The organism is Allosphingosinicella sp. (assembly GCF_046295735.1).
Taxonomy (GTDB): domain Bacteria; phylum Pseudomonadota; class Alphaproteobacteria; order Sphingomonadales; family Sphingomonadaceae; genus Allosphingosinicella.
On the sequence record NZ_JBKBMQ010000016.1, the window covers coordinates 61,801 to 82,829 of the forward strand.

The following is a 21,029-nucleotide window of genomic DNA, read 5'->3' on the forward strand; positions in this document are numbered from 1 at the left end:
TGCTTTTGAACCTACGGACATCGCTCTTGGAACTGGCGCACGACGAAGCGGACATCATCGAGCAGCGCATACAGCGTCGGAACGATTGGATGGCCCGCCAAAGGCCCGTTTGCAGGGAAGACTACATCAACGGACAGGCCAAGCTGCGCTGGTGTGTCGAATTCTCGGCCTTCGGGCGCTGGCACAAAGTATGGTTCCAAGCCGAGGTAATGAATTTCGGCTTCGATCCCCACTGGCCTAGCTGGCGATTTGGGAAGGTATCGGATGCCGAAGGTGCCGAAAGCTGCTGTCGCGATTATGGCTTGGTGCTTGTCCGCAATGTCGGCTTTGTGAAGGCCCCAGAGAGCGTCATTCCCTCCTGGATATGGCTTTTGCTCCCGGCAGATTTGCTGGGCTTCCTCGCCCGCTTCCCCGGCTCGCCTGCCGATCATGTGCTCAATGTCAGAGCCGCCGTTCTTCGCGAAGGGGAAGTAGGCGTTTTCGGTGTTTCCGCTGCGAGCGGACACGATGGCGGTGATACAAAGGTCAAGTGCGCTTCGCAGATTGTGGAGCGCATCGCCAAGAACGGGGCCGATTGCCCTTGGTGGGGTCTCTTTGAGGGCGACTTCGAAGCCAGACTGCCCCGTTTGCAGGTCAATTTTCTGCGTGATTCTGTATCTGTGGCTGCGCAGCCAATGATAGACGAGGAAGTCTACGTCTCGAATGTGAAGCTCAGCGCGATCTAGCTTCAGGATCGCGCCAGAATAGTCTACTGGTTGAGGCATGGCAGACATCCGAACTGACGAGCGAAGCGAGCAGGAAACCGAGCGGCGGATGCAGTTCGGCCTGCGACGGGCGTTGCAGATGCCCGCGAAGCCGAATGGGCCAGCGAAGGCCAAGCAAGTCCAGACCCAATCGAAGTGGCGCGCTCGCTCCGTGCGGCGATGCCGCAAGGGAGGGCGAGTAGTGTCTATCCAAGAAGGCGATCAAGCTGATCGCGCAGGGCAGCGCATTGATCCTTTGGCAAGCCGAACGCCAGAGACACGCCGGAAAATAGCTCAAGATGGAGCGTTACTTTGGATTGGTCGGGATGATCTACAAACTGCGGAGCCTCAGCATTCAGTGAGGTTCCAAGTTCATTCTGAGGTAATCCGCTGCTTGCCTGAGCGTATGCGCGCGAAAGGTAGGTCACCAGAAGTGGCAGGTCATCAAGTGGAATGGCTGTCAGCAATCGGGTGTTAGGCCCGACCGGCCCCGCGATAATCACGTCACCAATTTCGGCGTTGACCCCGACGCCATCGACTGAATCCATCCGGTAGTAGATTTCATCCATTTACGCGCTCCAACGCTTGCGGCGCTCGCCGATCTGAACGGGGATAGGGGCCAGCTTAGGCGGCGAGAGCGTCAGTCCGCCGATAGGTCAGGCGGCGACCGATAGCGCCCACGATAGCGGCGTCAGTGCGCTCTGCATCGGTAAGGGTGCGGGTGTTGTAACGGAAATCGAACTCGCGGCAGTAGCGGCCAAGGTGAGCCTCGCTCATGTGGTGGTAGGTGCCGATCAGGCCGCGCTTGAAGACCGAGAAAAAGTTCTCGGCGGTGTTGGAATGCTTGAAACCGCCAGTGGTGACGTATTCCTTGGCGCTGTGGTTCACGACCGAGTGGCCGTTAAACTCGCGGCCAAGGCTGGTGTAAACGGTAGCCTCGTCGGTCATCAAGTGCGCGCCGCGATGGACGTTCGTGACGATCAGGCTGCGCAGGTGCTTGGCATTGACGTTGGCGACATGGAACGAGCGGGCGCGGCCATCGCGCTCCACGAGGGCCACGACGACCTTCTTGGGCGCAGGCTTGCGAGTGGCGCGGTTCTTGGCCTTGCCGCCGACATAGGTTTCGTCGGCTTCGACAACGGCATCAGGGCCGCCGCCGAGCGGATCGTGACCGTCAGCGCCGTCCATGGCCTCGCGGATGCGGTGGGCCATGAACCATGCCGACTTGTAGGTGATGCCGAGTGAGCGGTGGAGCTGGTGGGCGCTGAAGCCCTTCTTGCTCCCCGCCATGAGGCGGAAGGCGAGAAGCCACTTGTTGAGGGGGATTTTGGAGCCCTCGAAAATGGTGCCGACCGTGACCGTGAAGGGCTTGCGGCAGGCATTGCACATAACGACGCCGGGGCGGGTGCTGTCGCCTTGGAGACGGGTCACGCGCTCAGTTTCGCCGCACTTGGGGCACACCGGGCCGTGGGGCCAGTGGAGGGCTTCAAGATGCTCGCGAGCCTTGCTCGCATCGCTGTAAATCGGATTGGTGAGGTCAAACATGGATGTTCTATACACCGCCCGATCTGTTACGCCAAGTATATAATTGCCGATAATTTGATCCAGTGCATTTCTGAAGAACGGAGCCGACAAATGAATCGGTGTGAATGAGTTGAAACAAGAATTAAGCAGAATTATTTGCACGGAGTTGAGCGTATCCTGTCGATGCAACATACGTCTTATCGCCAACAATCGAAAATAGAAGATTGTTTCTTTGATACGGCCGTACCATTTGATAGATGATGTCGCTTGGGGATAGGATTCTTTGTGCTCTACTTGGTGCTTCGTTTCGCAAAACGACCTTTTTCTGAAGGAGTTCGCCTGCGGACACTGATTCCAGATCTATGTATATAAAGAACTCTGGCAATTCTCCGCTGGCGGGATTGATTTCACACACCTCCCCCAGCCGCTTCACCTCCCACGGGCCGGCGTCGCGGAATTCGGGGAAGCGCAGGCGGGGGACGGGGCCGTCAGCGTTGGTCATAGACCTCAAGCCCCGAGATCTCGCGCCCCTCGGCCTTGCGGTTGAGCCAGGGGATCAGATCCTCCATCAGCGCCAGTTCTGCCTGCGCGCGCGCCTTCCAGCCCAGCCCCTTCGGGCGGAACAGATCGGTCAGCGCGTCGGGATCGAAGATCATCCGGCCAAGGATCAGATCGACAAAGCCCTGCAGCGCCTGCGCCTCCAGCCCGTGCTTCTCGGCGATATGGGCCAACGCCTCGGCCTGGCGCGCGGCCTTGAAGCGGGCATAGCCGGCGCGAATCTCGTCCTCGCTCAGGCCTTCGCCCTCCCGCAGGGTGGCGACATAGGCCTCAAGATCGTCGCGTTCCTCCATCAGCCGGGCGGAGGAGGCGAGCAGGCGCATCAGCTCTTCGCGCGTCATCTTCCGCCGTTCGGGCGCGGCCTGGCTGAAGCGGGCGATCAGGCCCATGATATAGTCGTAATCGATCAGCGCGGAATCGAAGAGCACGAACTCGAAATCGATTTGCCCCGCCGGGTCGTCCGGATCGTCGGTCTTGCGGGCCCTGTCCTGAAGCTGTTTCGCCAGTTCCAGATACCGGGCCGAAAAGCTGCGCAGGGAATCGCGGGGGATCAGCGCCTCGATTTGCGCGCGCTGTTCGGGCGCAAGGTCAGTGTACTGGTCAAGCTGGGTGGCCAGCCGCCGCACCTCCTTGAACCGTTCGATGAAGCCAGCGCGCGCGGCATCGCCCCTGAGGTTGCTCACCTCTTCGGGACGGGCAGGAAGGCCGTGATCGGCCATGAAATCGCTGAGCTTGCGCGTGGCTTCGGCCAGCCGTTCGATCACCTTGGGCGCGGGATCGACCAGCCAGACCTCCTTGGCGCGCTCCGATGCCTCACCCGAGAAGAGCGCGATCGCCTCGTCCACCGCCTCGCGCTGGGCGCGGAAGTCGAGGATATTGCCGTAGGGCTTGGAATCGTTCAGCACCCGGTTGGTGCGCGAAAAGGCCTGGATCAGGCCGTGATATTTCAGATTCTTGTCCACATAGAGCGTGTTGAGATAGGCCGAATCGAAGCCCGTCAGCAGCATGTCCACCACGATGGTGATGTCGATCTTCTTGGCGCGCGGCAGGTCGGAATTGGGGTATTTCTGATCCTTGATGCGGCTCTGGACGTCCTGATAGTAGCTGTCGAAGTTCGTCACGTCATGGTTGGTGCCATAGCGCGCATTGTAATCGGCGATGATTTCGGCAAGCGCGGCCTTCTTGCGGTTCGGATCGACCTTGTTGTCCTCCAGCTCCTGCGGCAGGTCTTCCTGAAGCTGGGCAACATCGCGGTTGCCCTCGGCCGGGGGTGAGAAGACGCAGGCGATGTTGAGGGGCAGGAAATCCGGATCCTGCGCCATGCGGGCTTGCTGGATGTCGCGGAACAGCCGGTGGTATTCGATGGCGTCGTCGATCGAGGCCGTGGCGAAGAGCGCATTGAACTTGCGCTGGTTGGTCGCGGCATCGTGTTTGCCGAGAATCGCCTCGACCACGGCGCGCTTGGCCGGGGTCTCGCCCGGCCTGACAGGGGTGCCGTCGGGCTTGAAGTAATCGACATGGAAGCGCAGCACGTTCCCGTCGTCGATGGCGTGGGTGATGGTGTAGGTGTGCAGTTCCTTGTCGAAAATGTCCTGCGTGGTGACGAGGCTGGCCTCGCGCCCCTCGATGCGGCTGTAGCTAGCGTTCGTGGAAAAGATCGGCGTGCCGGTGAAGCCGAACAGCTGGGCGTTGGGAAAGAAGGCGCGGATCGCCTGATGGTTCTCGCCGAACTGCGACCGGTGGCATTCATCGAAGATGAAAACCACGCGCTTGTTCCGCAGCGGTTCCAGGCGGTCGCGGTATTGCTGCTTGCTCGAGCCGCCGAGCGCGAGGCCGAGCTTCTGGATGGTGGTGACGATCACCTTGTTGCGGTAGTCATCGGAAAGCAGGCGCTGAACGAGGGTTTCAGTATTGGTGTTCTCCTCGACGCAACCGGGCTGAAAGCGGTTGAATTCCTCACGGGTTTGCTTGTCGAGATCCTTGCGGTCAACCACGAAGAGGCATTTCTCGATATCGGGGTTATCCTTGAGAAGGGTCGAGGCCTTGAACGAGGTTAAGGTTTTGCCCGAGCCGGTCGTGTGCCAGATGTAGCCGTTTCCGCGGTTTTCCCGGATGCAATCGACAATCGCCTTGACGGCATAGACCTGATAGGGGCGCATCATGACGAGCTTTCGCTCGTTCTGGATGAGCACCATGTATCGGCTGATCATTTCCGCCAGGGTGCATTTGGCCAGGAACTGCTGGGCAAATTCGGAAAGGTGTTCGATCTTGCGGTTGTCGCGTGTGGCCCAGCTATAGATCGGCAGGAATCGCTCTTCGACGTTGAAGAGGAAATGCTCGTCGTTGTTGTTGGCGAAGTACCAAGTTTGGCTGCAGTTGCTGACGATGAACAGCTGCATGAAGCACAGCAGACTGTTTCCGTAGCCATTGCCGGGATCGTTTCGGTAATCGACGATCTGCTGCATCGCCTTGCGCGGCGATACCTGCAGCGCCTTGAGTTCGATCTGCACCAGCGGCAGGCCGTTGAGCAGCAGGATCACGTCATAACGGTGATGGCTGCTGCGCGTGTTCATGCGCAGCTGGCTGACCACCTCGAAGCTGTTGCGGCACCAGTCCTTGAGATTGACCAGCTGATAGTGCAGCGGTGTGCCGTCTTCCCGCTCGAAGGTGTTCCAGTTGCGCAGCCGCTCGGCATTGGCGAAGACATCGGAGGTCACGATTTCTTCAAGCAGCCGATCGAATTCGCTATTGGTAAGCCTGACGCGGTTCAGGGTCTCGAACTTCTCCCGGAAATTGCCTTCGAGTGCCTCGCGGTTGCGAATGTCATGCCGGATCGTGTAATGCTGATCAGACAGAAGCCTGATGAGTTCCTGTTCGATTTCGGCTTCCCTGGTCATCACCATCTGATTTGCAACGCCTTTGGATGAACCAGTCTTGGTCTGATCTGATGCAGCTTGACACCTAGCGGCCAGTATCGCGCATGTCGAGCCGCTGCCCCTCCCAATCCTCCGTAAACCCGTCCATCAGCCACGCCAGCGTCACCTCCGGCCCCTGCTTTCCGTCCAGGATTGCCTCGACGATGTCGGGCGCGAGCAGGGTCAGGCGCAGGATGCGGGTCATGTAGGAGGGCGCGATCCCCTCGCGCTCGGCCAGTTCGGAAATCGACGCGAACTCGCCCGACTCGAGCATGCGCTTCCAGCGGAACGCGCGGGCGAGCGCCTTGACCAACGTATTGTCCGCCTTGGGTTCGGAGCCTGCGCCATCGGGCAGTTGCACTTCCTTGCGCCCGCCGCGTTTCACGATGCGGAACGGCACGTGGATGGTGACCGTCTCGGGGATTGGGGTCATGCGGGTCATGCCGCCTCTGCGATGGCGCCGGCCAGCATCTCGCGCGTGAGGCTGCCGATGCCGTCCACCCGGAGCCGGACGTCGAGCCCGTCCATGCCGATGTCCACGCGTTCGACCAGCAGCGCCACGATGCGCGCCTGCTCGGCAGGGAAGAGTTCGCCCCACAGCAGGTCGAGCTGCTGCAGGGCAACGCGGGCGTCAGCCTCGGTAATGGCCCCATCCTGCGCTCGCGCCGCCTTCCACGTGCCTGCAATGATTTCCGGCTGGCGGAGCACGGCGCGAAGCTGGTCGATGACAGCAGCCTCGATCGCCCCTGCAGGCACGCGGCCGACCGCACAAGAACCCGCACCATGCTTCAGCACCGTCTGGCTGACATAGTAACGGTAGAGCTTGACGCCCTTGCGCGTGTGCGTTGGCGAGAAGGCGGCCCCATCGGGCCCGAACAGCAGCCCCTTCAGCAGCGCGGGCGTATCGGCACGGGTGCGCCCGGCGCGCTTCCGGGGGCTCTCTTGCTGGATCGCCTGAACCCGGTCCCACGTCTCGCGGTCGATGATCGCTTCGTGTTCGCCCGGATAGCTGTTGCCCTTGTGGACCGCCTCGCCGAGATAGGCGCGGTTGCCGAGCAGCCGGTAAAGGTATTTCTTGTCGATCGGGTTGCCGCGGGCTGTGCGCAGGCCGCGGGCGGCAACCTCGCGTGCCAACAGCGTACACGACCCGATCTCGAGGAAGCGGGCGAAGATCCAGCGGACATGCCCGGCGGTTTCTTCATCGACCACCAGCTTGCGGTTTTCGACGCGGTAGCCGCAGGGCGGGACGCCGCCCATCCACATGCCCTTGCGCCGAGAGGCAGCGAACTTGTCGCGGATGCGCTCGGCGGTGACCTCGCGCTCGAACTGGGCGAAGGACAGCAGGATGTTGAGCGTCAACCGCCCCATCGATGTGGTGGTGTTGAACGCCTGCGTGACCGAGACGAAGGTCACGCCATTGCGATCGAACACTTCGACCAGCCTGGCGAAATCGGTGAGCGAGCGCGAGAGCCGGTCGATCTTGTAGACCACGACCACATCGACGAGACCGTCCTCGATGTCCTCCAGCAGCCGCTTGAGGCCGGGTCGTTCCAGCGTGCCGCCGGAGATACCGCCGTCGTCATACCGATCGCGGACCAGCACCCAGCCCTCGGAGCGCTGGCTGGCGATGTAGGCCTCGCAGGCCTCCCGCTGGGCATGCAGGCTGTTGAACTCCTGCTCGAGGCCGTCCTCGGAGGATTTCCGGGTATATACCGCGCAGCGTAACTTGCGGAAGACTGGCTCGGTCATCCGCGTCCCCTGTGATTTTTCAGACCGAAGAAGACCCAGCCGTTCCAGCGCGTCCCGGTGATGGCGCGCGCGATCGCGGACAGCGACCTGTAGGGCCGCCCCTGCCATTCGAAGCCATCGGCGGTAACGGTGACGACATGCTCGACGCCCTGCCATTCGCGCAGAAGCCGCGTGCCGGTGATCGGACGGTCGCGGTCGGCTCGGAAGCAGCGCTTCCTCCTGTCGCCCCCGTCGAGTTCCTCGCCGAGCCGCTCCAGCCGCCGGATCGTCTCGGATCTGAGCCCGCCATAGGCGAGTTCCTGAATGCGATAGGCCAGCCGGCTCTCGAGATAGCGCCTGTTGAAGGGTGGCGGTTCGCTGTCGAACAGGTCGCGCCACTGTCGCTTCAGGTCGGGCGTCGGCATGGTCTTGAGCGCGGCGAGGCGCGCGGGAACGGGATCGGGCCTGCTCATGCAATTCTCCGGTGGCTTGGAGTTGCATGACGGCATCGGTCGGGCATGAAGTGAAGGAAACTTTCTCGCATGTCGCCAGATAGTTGGCTTGACTGACGCGCTGTGAGCCGAACCAGCCCGCATGCGAGAAGCCGGCAGAGTTCAGCCACTCGCTCATCCGGTTTCATGTGTCGGGGGTGGATCGGGTTCGGCATGTCCATGGCAAGGTTCACCTGAGCGGCCCGGATTTCCCCTGCCTCTACTCTTGCTGTGGACGATCCGTCTCAAAGCCGTGGACTGCGAGTCGACTCGGGCAGTCCTCGAAGATAAGAACACAAGTCGAACATCTGCACGAAAAGCCCGGGCGGTTGAAATGGCCAAGAACCTGAAGAAATTCGTCAATCCCAAGTTCATCCGAACCATCGATCTCGGCCTTCTGGGCCGCCTGTTCGAGCGCCACCGCAATGCCCTCACCGGTCTCGACCTTGGCATTTTCAAGGCAGAGGCCGCGAAGGATCAGGCGCGCCGCGCCGTCCAGGACTTCTTCGCGGGACCGGAAGAGAACTATCCGGAAGGACTCGTCGCCGACCTGCACCGGATCGCGGAGCTCGGCAATGCGGCAGGCCTCGACATCATCCTTCAACAGGCCGCACGGCTCGGGATAAGCCTGACACCCGAAGGTAAGCGCGACGAGCCGGAGGTTCACCAGGATCCCAAGCATGTCGCCCTGCGCGTCTTCCTCGACCATCCCGACGTCTTTAACGCCGCGTCGGACATGATGGCGCTCATGGCGCGCACGTCGCTCGCCGAGTTCGCGGGCCGCGACGAAGGCGTCGAGGCGATCATGGATGATCGCGCAAAGACCGAGTTCGAAACCGCGGCCGCCGCGATGTTCGAGCAGGATCTGCGCAGCAATTACTGCCGGGTCGGCTGGTACGACGATGCCGACGAACTCGTCCTGGTGATCGAGCATGGCTCTCCGATCACCACGACCGACGTCCTGCAGAAGGATCATAAGCGCGTGATCAGCTTCCGCGCCGCCGAACACGCGGTGCTGTCCTACAACTCCACGACGGGCCTGTTGAAGATCGGCGGCGTCGCCAGGGCGCGTCGCGCCGATCTTGCGGAACTGTTCGCCGACAAGATCCTGGGCAAGCCCGAATTCTTCGCCGGCGAAGACGCCCAGAACCTCTATACGCTCGATCCGGTGCAGCGCGCAGGCTTCGGCTTCGCGTTCAACCATGACTTCGATCCGGGTATCCAGCGGGTCCAGATAACCGAGGTCCAGGTCGACCGCGTCGGCGCCGATCCGAAGACCGGCGAGACACGAAGCTTCTACTCCTATGTTGCGCGCGACGGACGCGACAATGCCCTGGCCAGGCTGGGCGAAATGATGATGGGCGCTCGTCTTGGGTCGGATTGGCGCCTCAACCACATCGTCATCCGCGTTCATTTCGCGACCGGCGGCAAGTCGGCGAGGAGGGTGACCGTCAAGCTCAAGCCGCCGGCCCAAGCCATGTTCAAGCGTCAGCAGTTCGAGGACCGGATCATGACGCTCCTTCGCCGCAACGGATTGCTCAATGACCGAGACGCTGCCCAGGCTGCTGTTGCGGCTGAGTGAGGCGGGCGATCCCGCAATCCTTTGGGGCCGACAGGCTGCGCCTCATGCCGTGCGTGATTTCGAGCGGCTGCTCGATCGGGGCGTCCTGGTCGAGCAGGCCCCGGCAACGGAATGGGATGTGTGCCCAGCCTGTGATTGCGGCCTTGGCGCGCGGCCCGTGCGCCAGATCGACGGTCGACCTGTCGCCGTCTGTCCGACGGATCGGGCAAGCGACCTCGTACTCGGCGATGACGATCTGCGGAGCTTTCGCATAGTCCAGGCGGCGCTGGTCCGCGAAATCGCCATGGCGTCCGGGTTCGGCGGCGAGCCGGCGCCGGTCGCGACCGGTGTCTGGCATGTGGGGGAAACATCCAACCAGCGGGCGCTATTCCTCGCGCTGTCGCGTGGTGCAGTGCTTCAACCGGGAATCATCGGTCTGATGCGGTCGGTCGCCCGGTCTTCGCCCATCACGGTGATCGCGCCCGCGATGGCGGCGACCGAGCTCGCCCGCTTCGCCGAAGCTGCGATCGCCGTCATGCCGATCGACCGCTGTCTGGGCAGGAACGCGGCCGGCTTCGCGATCGACATTTCGATGCTTGAGTGCGCTCCGGCTCTGAGGCCACAACTCGTTATTTTCCGCCAGAGCCAGCGGGTGGTACTCGATGGCATCGAGATGCACATCCCGCAACAGCCGTTCAAGCTTCTGGTGATGCTGGCCAAGGCTGTCGGGACTCGGAGCGGCTATCTGACGCGGCATCAGATAGAAGCCGAGAACAGCGGGCGAGGCGCTGCCGATCTCGTTCGCGAACTGAGGCATTTCCTGTCGCATGGACGAGAAGGTCGCGGCGCAGACCTGATCAAGACGCGTCGGAGTCCGACCGGTTACTTCCTTGCGCTGGCTCCGGACGAGTTCGTACTTCGGTGACGGCGAGGCTGGCCTGAACCAGCGGTCGTCTTCCCATTCTTTCCCATCCAAAGCCCATTGTGCTCCCACCCATCGGAGCGGCGGGCTCGGCAGGCTCGAGGTCATCAACCGCAATGACCCGAGGCCATGCCGATGCACTCTTCGATTTCCCGAGACGACCTTCGGATCCTTCTTCATGAGGCAGACATCGCCGCCCGCCGGCTCGTCCGCCGGCTGCGGCTTGCCCCTGCCGAGCTCGACGATGTCCGCCAGGACCTGCTCGTCGATCTGATCGCGCGGCTTCCTGCCTACGACCCTGATCGCGGCACACTCGGCGCCTTCGCCGGCATCGTCCTCGCCAATCGGGCGACGCGGATCGCCTGCAAGGCGAAGCGCGAGCGCCGGATGTATGGCTCCACGCCGATCTCGCTCGACGAGATCCTTCCCGAGAGCGACGGGCTGACCCGTGGCGACCTCGTCGCCGAGGCCGACGGGCTGTCGGCGCTCTTCGGCCAGCCCGTCGATGCATTCGCCGCCGTCGAGGAGCGTCTCGATGTCGAGCGCGGTCTCGGTTCGCTCGCCCCCGCCGATGGCGCTCTGTGCGCAAGCCTCTCCCGCACCACCGTCGATCGTCTTGCCGCGAGCGGTCATGGCGCCCGCAGCAGCCTCTATCGCCGCATCAAGGACATCCGCCTCGTCCTGACGGCCATCGGCATCGGGGCCGCGTGAGACGGTTCGGCGAGCGCATGAGTAGGAGCGCATCATGAACGCCATTCCATCCCGATTTGCTGCTGTCCACGGGCCGCTCACCGAGATCGATCTGTGTGGCTGGGTCGGCCAGGCAGCGCCCGGCGACATCCTCGAATATCACCGCGGCTTCCTCGCCCTCGATACCATGCCGCACGGCACGCGCCTTGCCGAGCGGGAGCGGGCGGAACTCGCGCGCGTCGCGCGCCGCGCCTGGTGGGCGGCCGAGTACGGACTGATCCATCTCGTACAGCGTCGGCATCGGACCAACGATTACAGCTATCTGGCCATTGCTCGCCCGAAGCCCCGGCGGACCGCGGTTTCCCTGTCCTCGCTCCTGCTGGCGGAGGTGGCGTAATGGCATCGGCTCGCAACAATCGCCCCGGCCTCGACGACATCCGCACCATGCCGGTCGGCGAGATCGCAAAGCTTCCGGCGGAGCATCTGGCGCTGCTCCAGGAAGATGCCAACGCGGCCCTGGATGCCGCCAAGCGGCTCAAGGAGTGGCTCGAAGGCGCGATCGCCATTCGCTATGCCGACGCGGCAGCCGCCAGACGCAGGGCCGAGGGCAAGGACACCGGCCTCGTCCGTTTCGCGGACGGCGCCGTGATGGTCGCTGCCGATCTCCCGAAAAAGGTCGACTGGGACCAGCCGCTGCTCGCCGCGCTCGTCGAGCGCATCCGTGCGAGCGGGGAGAACCCGGCCGACTACGTCGACATCGGCTTCAAGGTCCCCGAGCGCAAATACACCGCCTGGCCCGCAGCCATCCGTGAGGCCTTCGCCGCCGCCCGCACGGTGCGGACCTCCAAGCCGACCTTCCGTCTCACCATCAGGAACGAGGATGTCCGATGACCAGCTCTGCTGCCCTCACCCGAATCCGCAAGCGCCACTACGCGCTCGAAACGCTGCCCGACACCATTGTCGTCCCGTTGCTCGGCGAGACCCGCAGCGAGCAGGCCATCAAGCCGATCGAGGAGGCCACGCTCGACGACATCGCCTTCGCCTTGCTGGGCGTCGAGGCCGAGTTCAGCGCGGTCGGTGACCGCCTGCACGCCTTGCGCAAGCTCTATGGTCTTGCCCGTCAGGCGGGCGCGCGCGGGAGTGAATGCGCGCTCGGCGTGGTGTCCCGAGACCAGGGGAAGCGCTGATGGCGCTGCGTATCGTCAGCGCCGACGAACGGCTGTCTGCCGCCGGTGCCAAGACCACCATGGCGATCTTCGGCCCGAGCGGCGTCGGCAAGACATCCTTGCTGAGATCGCTGCCGCCGGCCGAGACGCTCTGCATCGATCTCGAGGCGGGCATGAAGTCGGTCCAGGACTGGCCGGGCGACAGCATTTCGGTGCGCACCTTCGCCGATGCCCTCGACATCGGCTGCCTCGTCGGCGGCGTCAACCCGTCCGCCGATCCGAGCGGCTTCTTCTCCGAGGCGCATTACCGGCATCTCAGGGAAAGCCATCCCGATCTCGTTCGCATCATTGCGGGCAAGCGCATCATCTTCGTCGACTCGATCACCGATCTCACCCGCCAGGCCATGGCCTGGGCGAAGACCCGGCCCGAGGCCTTCTCCGACAGGACCGGCAAACCCGACATTCGCGGCGCCTATGGCCTGCTCGCCCGCGAGGTCGTCGGCCTGCTCAAGCATCTGCAGCACGCCCCCGGAAAGACCGTGATCTTTGTCGGCATCCTCGAGCGCGTCACCGACGAGTTCAACCGCACGACCTGGCAGCCGCAGATGGAAGGCGGCAAGGCCGGCCGTGAGTTGCCCGGCATCGTCGATCAGGTCATCACCATGAGCCTGTTCGCACGCGACGGAGATGGCTGGCGGCACGAGCCGGAGCGCGGCGAGACCCGGCGCCTCGTCTGCCGCGCCGGCAATCCCTTCGGCCTGCCGGCGAAGGATCGCAGCGGCCGACTCGATGTCACCGAGCCGCCCGACCTCGGCGCGCTCCTCTCCAAGATCAACGCAACCCGGAAAGGATGACGAGCCATGAGCTTCGACATGAACGACGCCGAGCCGCAGAAGAGCGGCGAACTGATACCCGACGGCACCTTCGCCAAGGTCACCATGACCATCCGACCGGGCGGAACCGACGGCCAGAGCGAGATCGACCGGGGGCTGCTCAAGGCCTCGAACGCGCCCGGTAGCGACGTGCTCATGCTCGATTGCGAGTTCACCGTCGCCGAGGGCCTGCACGTCCGGCGCAAGTTCTGGCAGATGTTCACCGTCCAGGGCGGCAAGGTGGACGAGCATGGCGTCTCGATCGGCTGGAAGATCTCCAAGGGGAGCTTCCGCGCGATGATCGACTCGGCGCTTGGCCTCGATCCCGCCGACATGAGCGAGGCGGCGAAGGCCAAACGCATCCTGCGAGGTCTCGCCGACCTCGACGGCATCACCTTCGTAGCCAAGATCAGGATCGAGCCCAGCGACGACCCGCGCTACGGCGACAGCAACAAGCTCGACCGCGTGGTCCTGCCGAGCGAGCCGGAATGGCGCAAGGTTATGGATGGCGAGGTCGTGCCGGCGAGCCCGAGCACCCGCGCCCGCCCGAAGTCTCCTGCGCCGGCGGGGCAGCCGGCCTGGAACCGGGTGGCTCCCGCGCAGCCGCCGGCACAGGCCGCCGGCACAGCCTGGGCGAACGCAGGTGCGTCCACACCGCCGCAACCGGCCGCCAAGCCGGCCGGCCCTGCCTGGCTCAACAGCTGACCCCCATGACTGATGACGAGTGGCAGGCGCACGTGACGCGCGAAGCGGCAAAGGAGGTCGGCAAATGGCTCGAAGGGCGCGGAAGGCTCAATCAGCCCATCGCCGCCCTCACCATGGCCGACCTCGAAGCCATGGCCTCGAATGCGATCTCCCGCTTCATCGTCCTGGCCTCGCAGCGGATCAAGGAGCAGCCCACCGGCAACGAGGACCTGACCCGGCTCTTGCTCGGGTAGAGCCCTGCGCCCTGTGCGCGCGTCAGGCGCGGGGCTTTGGCTACGTCCACCGGCTGCAGTGGGACCGATTTCCGCACCACCGCTTCTGCTCGATGCGCTGCCTCGATGTCGGCGCCGCGCTCGCCAACAGGAACAACGGAATGATCGACAAGACCGACATGGAGACCCGAGCGATCAAGGAGGCGCGCCGGTATCTCGCCGAGGCGCTCACCGAACTTGGCCTGATGGGGCCGTTCTACGACCGGAGCGCGGCCGAGATCGATCGCATCATCGAGGCCTGTGTCGATGGGTTTCAGGAGTCGATGCAGCGCCAGGCCGCCGCCCGCGACCCGCTCGACGATCCGATTCCCTTTTGAGGTGGCGCATGGGAATCGATCTCAACCACGGCTCCGGTTTTGTCTATGGCCGCATCGGTCACGCGATCAGCGTGTCCGATCGGGTCAACGTCCTGATCGATGCGGCGCTCGTCGCACGCAATCGTCGGCAGCAGCCGCGTGACTATCTCGGCGGCAGCCGGATCGGCGAACCCTGCGCCCGCAAGCTCGTCTACGAGGTGACCCATACGCCCAAGGATGAGGGACGGGATTTCGATGGCGCGATCCTGCGCATCTTCGACGCCGGCCACCAGTTCGAGACGCTCTCCATCCGCTGGCTGCGCGACGCGGGCTTCGACCTTCGCACCGAACGCGCCGACGGCGGACAATTCGGGTTCGAGGCGGCGGACGGCAGGCTGCGCGGCCACATCGACGGCGTGATCCTCGCCGGCCCCGATGTCGGTCTGCGCTGGCCCGTGCTCTGGGAGCACAAGGCGGTGGGCGCCAAATCCTGGAACGACCTGGTCAAGCGTGGCCTCGCGCTCTCGAAGCCGCTCTACTTTGCTCAGGTCCAGCTCTACATGGCCTATCTGGAGCTCGAGACCGCGCTCGTCACGGCGCTCAACAAGGACACTCAGGCGCTCCACCACGAGGTGGTCGCGTTCGATCCGCCCTGCGCACAGGCTCTGTCCGACAGGGCCGTGGATATCCTGCGCGCCGCGGCAGCCGGCGAACTCCCCCCGCGTATCGCCACAGCCCGGGACTTCCATCTGTGCCGCATGTGCGCCTATACGCGGCGCTGCTGGGAGGGCGAGCGGTGAGCTTCATCCCGTCTCAGCAGCAGGCTGCGGCATTCGCCGCGATCGAGGACTGGTATCGGCGCCGCACCCGCGAGCAGCAGGTGTTCCGCCTGTTCGGCTACGCAGGAACCGGCAAGACCACCATCACCCGGTATGCCATCGGCGAGCTCGGCCTCGAACCGATGGATCGCACGGGCGGCTCGGGCGGCGTGCTCTATGCTGCCTTCACCGGCAAGGCGGCCCTGGTGATGACCCGGAAGGGAACGCCGGCCTCGACGATCCACAGTCTGATCTACAAGGTCTCCGAGGCGACGCCCGAAGAAATCGAGCGCGTCACCCGAGAGTTGGAAACGCTGCGCAAAGGCGTGCGGAGCATGGGGCCGGCGGAGCGCTCCTTTGCCGAGACCCGGATCCGCCGCCTCGAGCTCCGGCTCGCCGATATCCATCAGCCCCGTTTCATTCTGAACGAGCAGTCGCTGGTCCGCGACGCGGACCTGATCGTGCTCGACGAGGTCTCCATGGTCGGCGCCGAGATGGCGAGCGATCTGCTCGCCTTCGGCAAGCCGATCCTGGTGCTCGGCGATCCCGGCCAGTTGCCGCCGATCAAGGGTGACGGTGCCTTCACCCACGCCGATCCCGACGTGATGCTGACCGATATCCATCGCCAGGCCGAGACCAGCGCGATCATCCGTCTCGCCACGCTCGCACGGCAGAGCATGCCCATTCCCTACGGCGAGCACGATGCCTTCGTCTGGAAGATGCGGCGCTCTGACATCGGCCCGCATCAATTCCTAAAGGGCGGCCAGGTGATCTGCGGCCGCAACGCGACGCGGCTCTTTCTGAACACCGCGATGAAACAGGCGGCCGGATTTCCGGACGCTTACCCGCGCGGTCTCGGCGAGAAGATCATCTGCCTCAAGAACCGGCACGATCTCGGTCTCGTCAACGGCATGTTCCTCGACCTTTCGGATATCCGCGACGAAAGCCCGCTCGCCTTCAGCGCATCGGTGCGCACCGAGGACGGGACGCGCGTTCCCGGCCGCCAATGGTTCTACAAGGGGCATTTCGACGACCACGTCGCCTATGACGCCGAGCGCCTGCGCCGCGATTGGCGCGACATGCGGGGGCTTGTCGAGAGCGTCTGGGGCTACGCCATCACCTGCCACAAGGCCCAGGGGTCGCAGTGGGAGAACGTGATCGTCTACGACGACGGCCTCGGGCGGACCGCCGAGGACCGCGCCCGCTGGCTCTACACCGCCATCACGCGCGCGGAGCAAGGGCTGGTGATCCTTGATTGACTTCAACGACATCGCGCCCGCCAGAACGCCCGCGGTCCAATATGATCTCGACGCCATCGTGGCCGGCCTGCGTGACAGGACCGGCACCTGGGTGCCGCAGCATTTCCCGAACGGTCGGCGCAAGGGCGACGAATGGCGTCTCGCCAACATCAATGGTGCTGCGCCGCGAAAGAACGGCTCCTGCGTGATCACGCTCAGAGGCGAGCACGCCGGCGACTGGATCGACTTCGACGGCGGCCAGGGCGGCGGGCCGCTGAGCACGCTCGAACAGGCGACCGGCCTCAAGGGCCGCGACCTCCTTGCCTATGCCGCCGATCTGGTCGGATGGTCGGCCGCGGCGCCATCCCGGCGCGAACCCTTGGCGGTCTCCGCGAAGCCGGAGAAAGATCCTGCCCGAGAAATCGAGATCATCCTCTCCCGAACCATCCCGATCGCCGGCACACCGGGCGAGGCCTATCTGCGCGCACGCGGGCTTACGGTTCCGCCACCGCCCGACCTCCTATTCCATCCGGATCTCGCGCATCGGGATACGAGGACCGGGTTCCCGGCCATCGTCGGCCTGGTTCGCGACCGCACCGGCAGCGTGGTGGCCCTGCACCGCATCTACCTGCGCCCGGACGGGGCGGGGAAAGCCGAGGTCGAAAATCCGAAGAAGATGCTGGGCCGGGTCGGCGGCGGCGCCGTGCGCCTCTCGCCGATCGGCGAGGACGCTGTCCTTGGTCTCAGCGAAGGCATCGAGACGGCGCTCGCCGTGATGACGGCCTGCCCGGGCATGGCGGTATGGGCGACACTCTCGGCCACCAATCTCGAACAGGTCGTCCTCCCGCCAGAGGCCCGGCGTGTCGTTATGCTCGCTGACCACGACGCGTCGGGCGCGGGTCTTCGCGCAGCCGAAGCGGCGGCGCGGCGGCTGCGGGCCGAGGGCCGCAGCGTCGCCATCGCCCTGCCGCGAGCGGAAGGCGATGACTTCAACGACGTCCTGCTGCGCGACGGCGCGGACGCGGTCCGCCAGATCGTCGACACGGCCGAGCCATATGCAGTGGCGGATGCCGCCGATGCAGATGACGGTGGCCGAAACCGTCCGATCGGTTTCGTCGAGCCCCAGGGGCGTCTGCCGCAACTGCGCGCCGATGAGGGCGATCTCGCCCGGGCTCATGCACGCAGCTGGGGTTTGCTTCTTGCCTCGAACAGGACGCCCTGGCTCTTTCGCAGCGGCGGCATGCCGACCTGGGCCGTGCATGACGATGACGGCCTGCCCATGGCCCGGCCCGTCACCGAAGAACGCCTGCGGCACATGCTGGCGAAGCTCGCCGATTGGCGGCGTCTGGCGCGCAACGGCGATCTCGTCCCCGCGCATCCGCCGATGCCGCTGATCAAGTCGCTGCTGGCGACGCCGGACCCGGGCCTGCCGGTGCTGGCGGGGATCGTCACCACGCCGGTCTTCGGTCGCAATGGTGCGCTCCTGACCGAGCCCGGCTACCACCCCGATGCACGGCTGCTCTATCAGCCGACACCAGGCTTTGCCGTGCCCCCGATACCGGAGCGCCCGTCGCCGGCGCAGATCGCGACCGCGCGCAGTCTCATCATCGACGACATGCTCGGCGATTTTCCGTTCACCGGCCAAGCGGAGCGGGCGCACGCCATTGCCCTGATGCTGCTCGGCTTTCTTCGCGCCATGATCGACGCGCCGACACCCCTCCACCTGATCGAGAAGCCGACGCCCGGCACCGGCGCGACGCTGATGGTCGACGCGATCGCGACCGTGCTCACCGGTGTGGGAGCCTCCGTGATGACCGAGGGTCGCGACGATGAAGAGTGGCGCAAGCGGCTGACCGCCAAGCTGCGGCAGATACCCTCGATCGTGCTCATCGACAATCTGCGCCACACCCTCGACTCATCAGCGCTTGCGGCAGCGCTCACCGCGCCCTTCTGGGAGGACCGCATTCTCGGTGCGTCCGAGATGACGCGACTGCCGATCCGCTGCGTCTGGATCGCGACCGGCAACAATCCGGATTTCTCCAACGAGATGGCGCGCCGCATCGTCCGCATCCGGCTCGATGCCCGCGTCGATCAACCCTGGCGGCGCGAGGGGTTCCGACATCCGGATCTCATGAGCTGGGTTCGCGCCAACCGGCCACGCCTGGTCGCGGCCTGCCTTACCCTGTGCCGGGCCTGGCTTGCCGCCGGCCGCCCGCGGGGCGCGCGCATGATCGGAAGCTACGAGACTTGGGCGCGGGTCATGGGCGGCGTCCTCGAGGTCGCCGGCATCGAGGGGTTTCTTGCCAACCTCGACGAGATGCTCGCTGCCGCTGATGGTGAGGGCGCGATCTGGCGCAGCCTGATTGGCGCATGGTGGGACCGCTTCGGGACGGCGGAGGTCGGCACCGGCGATCTCTATGAGGTGGCATTGGCCTGCGAGCCGCCGCTGCCCTTGGGCGCCGGGGGCGATCGGTCACAGCGCACACGGCTCGGCAAGGCGCTCGCCCGCATGCGCGACCGTGTGTTCGATATCGACGGCCGCAAGATGCGCGTGCGCACGTTGGGCGTTTCCCATCAGGCCAAGCGCTGGCAGCTTGCGATCGAGGGGGAACGTGGGGAACGTTTTCCGCAAGGTGTCGCGCCATCGGGCGGGGAACGTTGCCCCGAAAAGGGGAACGTCGAATTCCAACGTTCCCCGGCGCAACCCATTGAAACCAAAGCCTCAGGGGAACGTGGGGAACGTGGGGAACGTTTTTCGACACTAACGCACGCGCGCGGCTGCGCCCACGCGATAAAGGATGGGGACGAACGTTCCCCACGTTCCCCACCTTCCCAAAGCGCTTGTTCCTCAACGACTTGCGCGGGGGAACATGCGGGGGAACGTTCCTCGTCACGTTCCCCGAACGGCACCGCGCCGGACTGGCTCAAGGAGGTGCTCTGATGGGCATGCTCCGTCAACTCGTCTGCCTTCAGGCGGCAGCGACCGGTCCGCCGCGCTTGGTTTTCGCTCAGGAACCCGCCCCTCGAACGAATATCCTGGAGACAATCATGATCCCGACCATCGAAACCGGTCCCGCCGCAGCAGGGGCCATCGCATTCCGCCCGCATCCGGCTCATGGGCTTCGCGCCATTCTCAGTCTCGATCTCGGCACCACGACCGGCTGGGCGCTGCGCAGCCATGACGGCCTGATCACGAGCGGCACGGTCTCGTTCCGGTCGAGCCGCTACGATGGCGGCGGCATGCGCTACCTGCGCTTGCGAAGCTGGCTGGATCAGATCGCGGCCAATGCCGGCGGTCTCGCGGCAATCTATTTCGAGGAGGTTCGCCGCCACATCGGCACCGACGCTGCTCATCTCCATGGCGGCTTCCTCGCGACGCTTACCGCCTGGTGTGAGCAGCGGACAATTGCCTATCAGGGCGTTCCCGTCGGCACGATCAAGCGGCACGTCGCCGCCAGGGGCAACGCCGACAAGGCCGCCGTCATGGCCGCCATTCGCGCCCGGGGTTTCTCGCCCGCGGACGACAATGAAGCGGATGCGATCGCCATCCTGCTGTGGGCCATCGAGACCGATGGAGGTGTGCGATGAGCGGGGAGTCGATGCTAAGGCACGCCGCGTCGGTCGTCGCCGAGCGCCGAAAGATCTACGGCGATCCGGCTGCTGTGATGGCTGTTGTCGCCAGACGCTGGTCGATCACGCTCGGCCGCCCCGTCACGCCGGCAGAGGTCGTGCTTTGCCTCATCGATCTGGAGCTGGCGCAGCTCGCGCACGACCCGAAGGATCAGGATTCGATCCTCGACATCGCCGGCTATGCAGCGGTGCTTCAGGAGGTCGCACGATGAGATGGCTGCCCAAAGGATATGGCGGCGAACGCCGGTCGGCCGAAGAGGTCAAGCGGGAGGGTTGGCGCGAGCAGGGCCTCCTCGTCGTCAGCCCCACCGATCCGCGCCTCACCTGGCCCGAGCGGGAACTGGTTCGCCAGCTCGGCGAGAAGCTCTATGGCGGACGGCGCCAGCCGACGGAGCAACGGCATGGCTGATTGGACTCGCGAACAAGTCGAGGAGCGGCTGATCGAAGCTGCTGACGTCATGAAGCGCCTGCCCGAGGTTCGGGTGCAGGGCTATTTCTCGGTGTGGCCGAAGATCGTGCATGAGTTTGCTGACCTCGTCGGTCAGGAGCCGCCTCGCATGAAGCGTCCGCCGCCCTTGCCGGGCGCCATCAGCCGTATGGAGGCGACGCTGCCCTGGCTGCGATGGCTGGAGCCCGACGATGCCCGGCTTGTCTGGGCGCGCGCCGAGGGCACGCCGTGGAAGCCGATTTGCTGGCGCTTCGGGATCTCCCGCGCCACCGCGTGCCGTCGCTGGGAATATGGCCTCAGCGTCATCACCTGGAAGCTCAACGGGCAGAAAGTGCCGGCGAAGCGTTCGCGCGCCTTCCTCGTCGAGCGCGTGCGCTCGTCAAGTTTATTTTGATGCGTGAGACAATTTTCGCTGAGACATTTGCCGGCGAGACAGGGGCCGGCGATTTGGG

24 protein-coding genes are annotated in these 21,029 nt (G+C 64.7%); 18 read left to right on the forward strand and 6 right to left on the reverse strand.

All coding sequences use genetic code 11. From position 1 onward, the window contains the following. Nucleotides 1-26 precede the first annotated feature (26 nt). The gene (locus tag ACK4K7_RS14330; protein WP_431867024.1) at nucleotides 27-725 is read left to right on the forward strand and encodes a hypothetical protein; all 699 of its coding nucleotides are present in this window, start codon (nucleotides 27-29) and stop codon (nucleotides 723-725) included. Between the two features lie 224 nt (nucleotides 726-949). Here the strand turns inward: ACK4K7_RS14330 and ACK4K7_RS14335 are convergent, their stop codons facing one another. From ACK4K7_RS14335 to ACK4K7_RS14360, 6 genes are all read right to left on the reverse strand, one after another. Then, nucleotides 950-1,312: a hypothetical protein gene (locus ACK4K7_RS14335; RefSeq protein WP_431867026.1), complete on the reverse strand. Its 363-nt coding sequence runs from the start codon at nucleotides 1,310-1,312 to the stop codon at nucleotides 950-952. A gap of 55 nt (nucleotides 1,313-1,367) precedes the next feature. Continuing rightward, entirely contained in the window at nucleotides 1,368-2,288 is a 921-nt protein-coding gene (locus ACK4K7_RS14340) for an IS1595 family transposase (RefSeq protein ID WP_431867027.1), read from the reverse strand. Nucleotides 2,289-2,755: 467 nt separating this feature from the next. Further along, on the reverse strand, nucleotides 2,756-5,728 hold the full coding sequence (locus ACK4K7_RS14345) for a type I restriction endonuclease subunit R (RefSeq protein ID WP_431867029.1): 2,973 nt from the start codon (nucleotides 5,726-5,728) through the stop codon (nucleotides 2,756-2,758). A gap of 58 nt (nucleotides 5,729-5,786) precedes the next feature. Beyond that, complete coding sequence (locus ACK4K7_RS14350) at nucleotides 5,787-6,182, reverse strand: hypothetical protein (protein ID WP_431867031.1); 396 nt, start codon at nucleotides 6,180-6,182, stop codon at nucleotides 5,787-5,789. After that, nucleotides 6,179-7,489: a recombinase family protein gene (locus ACK4K7_RS14355; protein WP_431867033.1), complete on the reverse strand. Its 1,311-nt coding sequence runs from the start codon at nucleotides 7,487-7,489 to the stop codon at nucleotides 6,179-6,181. The genes ACK4K7_RS14350 and ACK4K7_RS14355 overlap by 4 nt, the downstream gene beginning before the upstream one ends. After that, nucleotides 7,486-7,941: a DUF2924 domain-containing protein gene (locus tag ACK4K7_RS14360; RefSeq protein WP_431867035.1), complete on the reverse strand. Its 456-nt coding sequence runs from the start codon at nucleotides 7,939-7,941 to the stop codon at nucleotides 7,486-7,488. Before ACK4K7_RS14360 ends, ACK4K7_RS14355 begins: the two co-directional genes overlap by 4 nt. Nucleotides 7,942-8,293: 352 nt before the next feature. Between ACK4K7_RS14360 and ACK4K7_RS14365 the strand changes: the two genes are divergently transcribed. The 17 genes from ACK4K7_RS14365 to ACK4K7_RS14445 all read left to right on the forward strand — a co-directional run bounded on the left by ACK4K7_RS14365 (nucleotide 8,294) and on the right by ACK4K7_RS14445 (nucleotide 20,971). Beyond that, a complete protein-coding gene (locus ACK4K7_RS14365; protein WP_431867036.1) occupies nucleotides 8,294-9,541 on the forward strand; it encodes a hypothetical protein in 1,248 nt (415 codons plus the stop codon). Beyond that, on the forward strand, nucleotides 9,501-10,445 hold the full coding sequence (locus tag ACK4K7_RS14370; RefSeq protein WP_431867037.1) for a hypothetical protein: 945 nt from the start codon (nucleotides 9,501-9,503) through the stop codon (nucleotides 10,443-10,445). Before ACK4K7_RS14365 ends, ACK4K7_RS14370 begins: the two co-directional genes overlap by 41 nt. A 132-nt stretch (nucleotides 10,446-10,577) precedes the next feature. Continuing rightward, the gene (locus tag ACK4K7_RS14375; protein ID WP_431867038.1) at nucleotides 10,578-11,153 is read left to right on the forward strand and encodes a sigma factor; all 576 of its coding nucleotides are present in this window, start codon (nucleotides 10,578-10,580) and stop codon (nucleotides 11,151-11,153) included. Nucleotides 11,154-11,187: 34 nt separating this feature from the next. Continuing rightward, nucleotides 11,188-11,529, forward strand: a complete 342-nt coding sequence (locus ACK4K7_RS14380; protein WP_431867040.1) for a hypothetical protein — start codon at nucleotides 11,188-11,190, stop codon at nucleotides 11,527-11,529. After that, complete coding sequence (locus tag ACK4K7_RS14385) at nucleotides 11,529-12,023, forward strand: hypothetical protein (protein ID WP_431867041.1); 495 nt, start codon at nucleotides 11,529-11,531, stop codon at nucleotides 12,021-12,023. Before ACK4K7_RS14380 ends, ACK4K7_RS14385 begins: the two co-directional genes overlap by 1 nt. Beyond that, a complete protein-coding gene (locus tag ACK4K7_RS14390; RefSeq protein WP_431867042.1) occupies nucleotides 12,020-12,319 on the forward strand; it encodes a hypothetical protein in 300 nt (99 codons plus the stop codon). Before ACK4K7_RS14385 ends, ACK4K7_RS14390 begins: the two co-directional genes overlap by 4 nt. Next, nucleotides 12,319-13,152, forward strand: a complete 834-nt coding sequence (locus tag ACK4K7_RS14395; protein ID WP_431867044.1) for an ATP-binding protein — start codon at nucleotides 12,319-12,321, stop codon at nucleotides 13,150-13,152. Before ACK4K7_RS14390 ends, ACK4K7_RS14395 begins: the two co-directional genes overlap by 1 nt. Before the next feature lie 6 nt (nucleotides 13,153-13,158). Further along, complete coding sequence (locus tag ACK4K7_RS14400; RefSeq protein WP_431867045.1) at nucleotides 13,159-13,875, forward strand: hypothetical protein; 717 nt, start codon at nucleotides 13,159-13,161, stop codon at nucleotides 13,873-13,875. Nucleotides 13,876-13,880: 5 nt separating this feature from the next. Then, nucleotides 13,881-14,108: a hypothetical protein gene (locus tag ACK4K7_RS14405; protein ID WP_431867046.1), complete on the forward strand. Its 228-nt coding sequence runs from the start codon at nucleotides 13,881-13,883 to the stop codon at nucleotides 14,106-14,108. A 140-nt stretch (nucleotides 14,109-14,248) separates the two neighbouring features. Continuing rightward, nucleotides 14,249-14,464 carry a DUF6511 domain-containing protein gene (locus ACK4K7_RS14410; protein WP_431867047.1) on the forward strand — a complete coding sequence of 72 codons (216 nt, stop codon included), beginning with the start codon at nucleotides 14,249-14,251 and terminating at the stop codon, nucleotides 14,462-14,464. Between the two features lie 8 nt (nucleotides 14,465-14,472). Then, nucleotides 14,473-15,243, forward strand: a complete 771-nt coding sequence (locus tag ACK4K7_RS14415) for a hypothetical protein (protein WP_431867048.1) — start codon at nucleotides 14,473-14,475, stop codon at nucleotides 15,241-15,243. Then, nucleotides 15,240-16,520: an ATP-dependent DNA helicase gene (locus ACK4K7_RS14420; RefSeq protein WP_431867050.1), complete on the forward strand. Its 1,281-nt coding sequence runs from the start codon at nucleotides 15,240-15,242 to the stop codon at nucleotides 16,518-16,520. Before ACK4K7_RS14415 ends, ACK4K7_RS14420 begins: the two co-directional genes overlap by 4 nt. Then, nucleotides 16,513-19,440 (forward strand): DUF7146 domain-containing protein, encoded by a 2,928-nt coding sequence (locus ACK4K7_RS14425; RefSeq protein ID WP_431867052.1) that lies wholly within the window; start codon nucleotides 16,513-16,515, stop codon nucleotides 19,438-19,440. Before ACK4K7_RS14420 ends, ACK4K7_RS14425 begins: the two co-directional genes overlap by 8 nt. Then, nucleotides 19,440-20,087 (forward strand): crossover junction endodeoxyribonuclease RuvC, encoded by a 648-nt coding sequence (locus tag ACK4K7_RS14430; RefSeq protein WP_431867054.1) that lies wholly within the window; start codon nucleotides 19,440-19,442, stop codon nucleotides 20,085-20,087. The genes ACK4K7_RS14425 and ACK4K7_RS14430 overlap by 1 nt, the downstream gene beginning before the upstream one ends. Beyond that, a complete protein-coding gene (locus ACK4K7_RS14435; protein ID WP_431867055.1) occupies nucleotides 20,084-20,341 on the forward strand; it encodes a DUF6378 domain-containing protein in 258 nt (85 codons plus the stop codon). The genes ACK4K7_RS14430 and ACK4K7_RS14435 overlap by 4 nt, the downstream gene beginning before the upstream one ends. Beyond that, nucleotides 20,338-20,538 carry a hypothetical protein gene (locus ACK4K7_RS14440; protein WP_063185802.1) on the forward strand — a complete coding sequence of 67 codons (201 nt, stop codon included), beginning with the start codon at nucleotides 20,338-20,340 and terminating at the stop codon, nucleotides 20,536-20,538. Before ACK4K7_RS14435 ends, ACK4K7_RS14440 begins: the two co-directional genes overlap by 4 nt. Beyond that, the gene (locus ACK4K7_RS14445; protein ID WP_431867057.1) at nucleotides 20,498-20,971 is read left to right on the forward strand and encodes a DUF6362 family protein; all 474 of its coding nucleotides are present in this window, start codon (nucleotides 20,498-20,500) and stop codon (nucleotides 20,969-20,971) included. The genes ACK4K7_RS14440 and ACK4K7_RS14445 overlap by 41 nt, the downstream gene beginning before the upstream one ends. The last annotated feature ends 58 nt before the right edge of the window (nucleotides 20,972-21,029 follow it).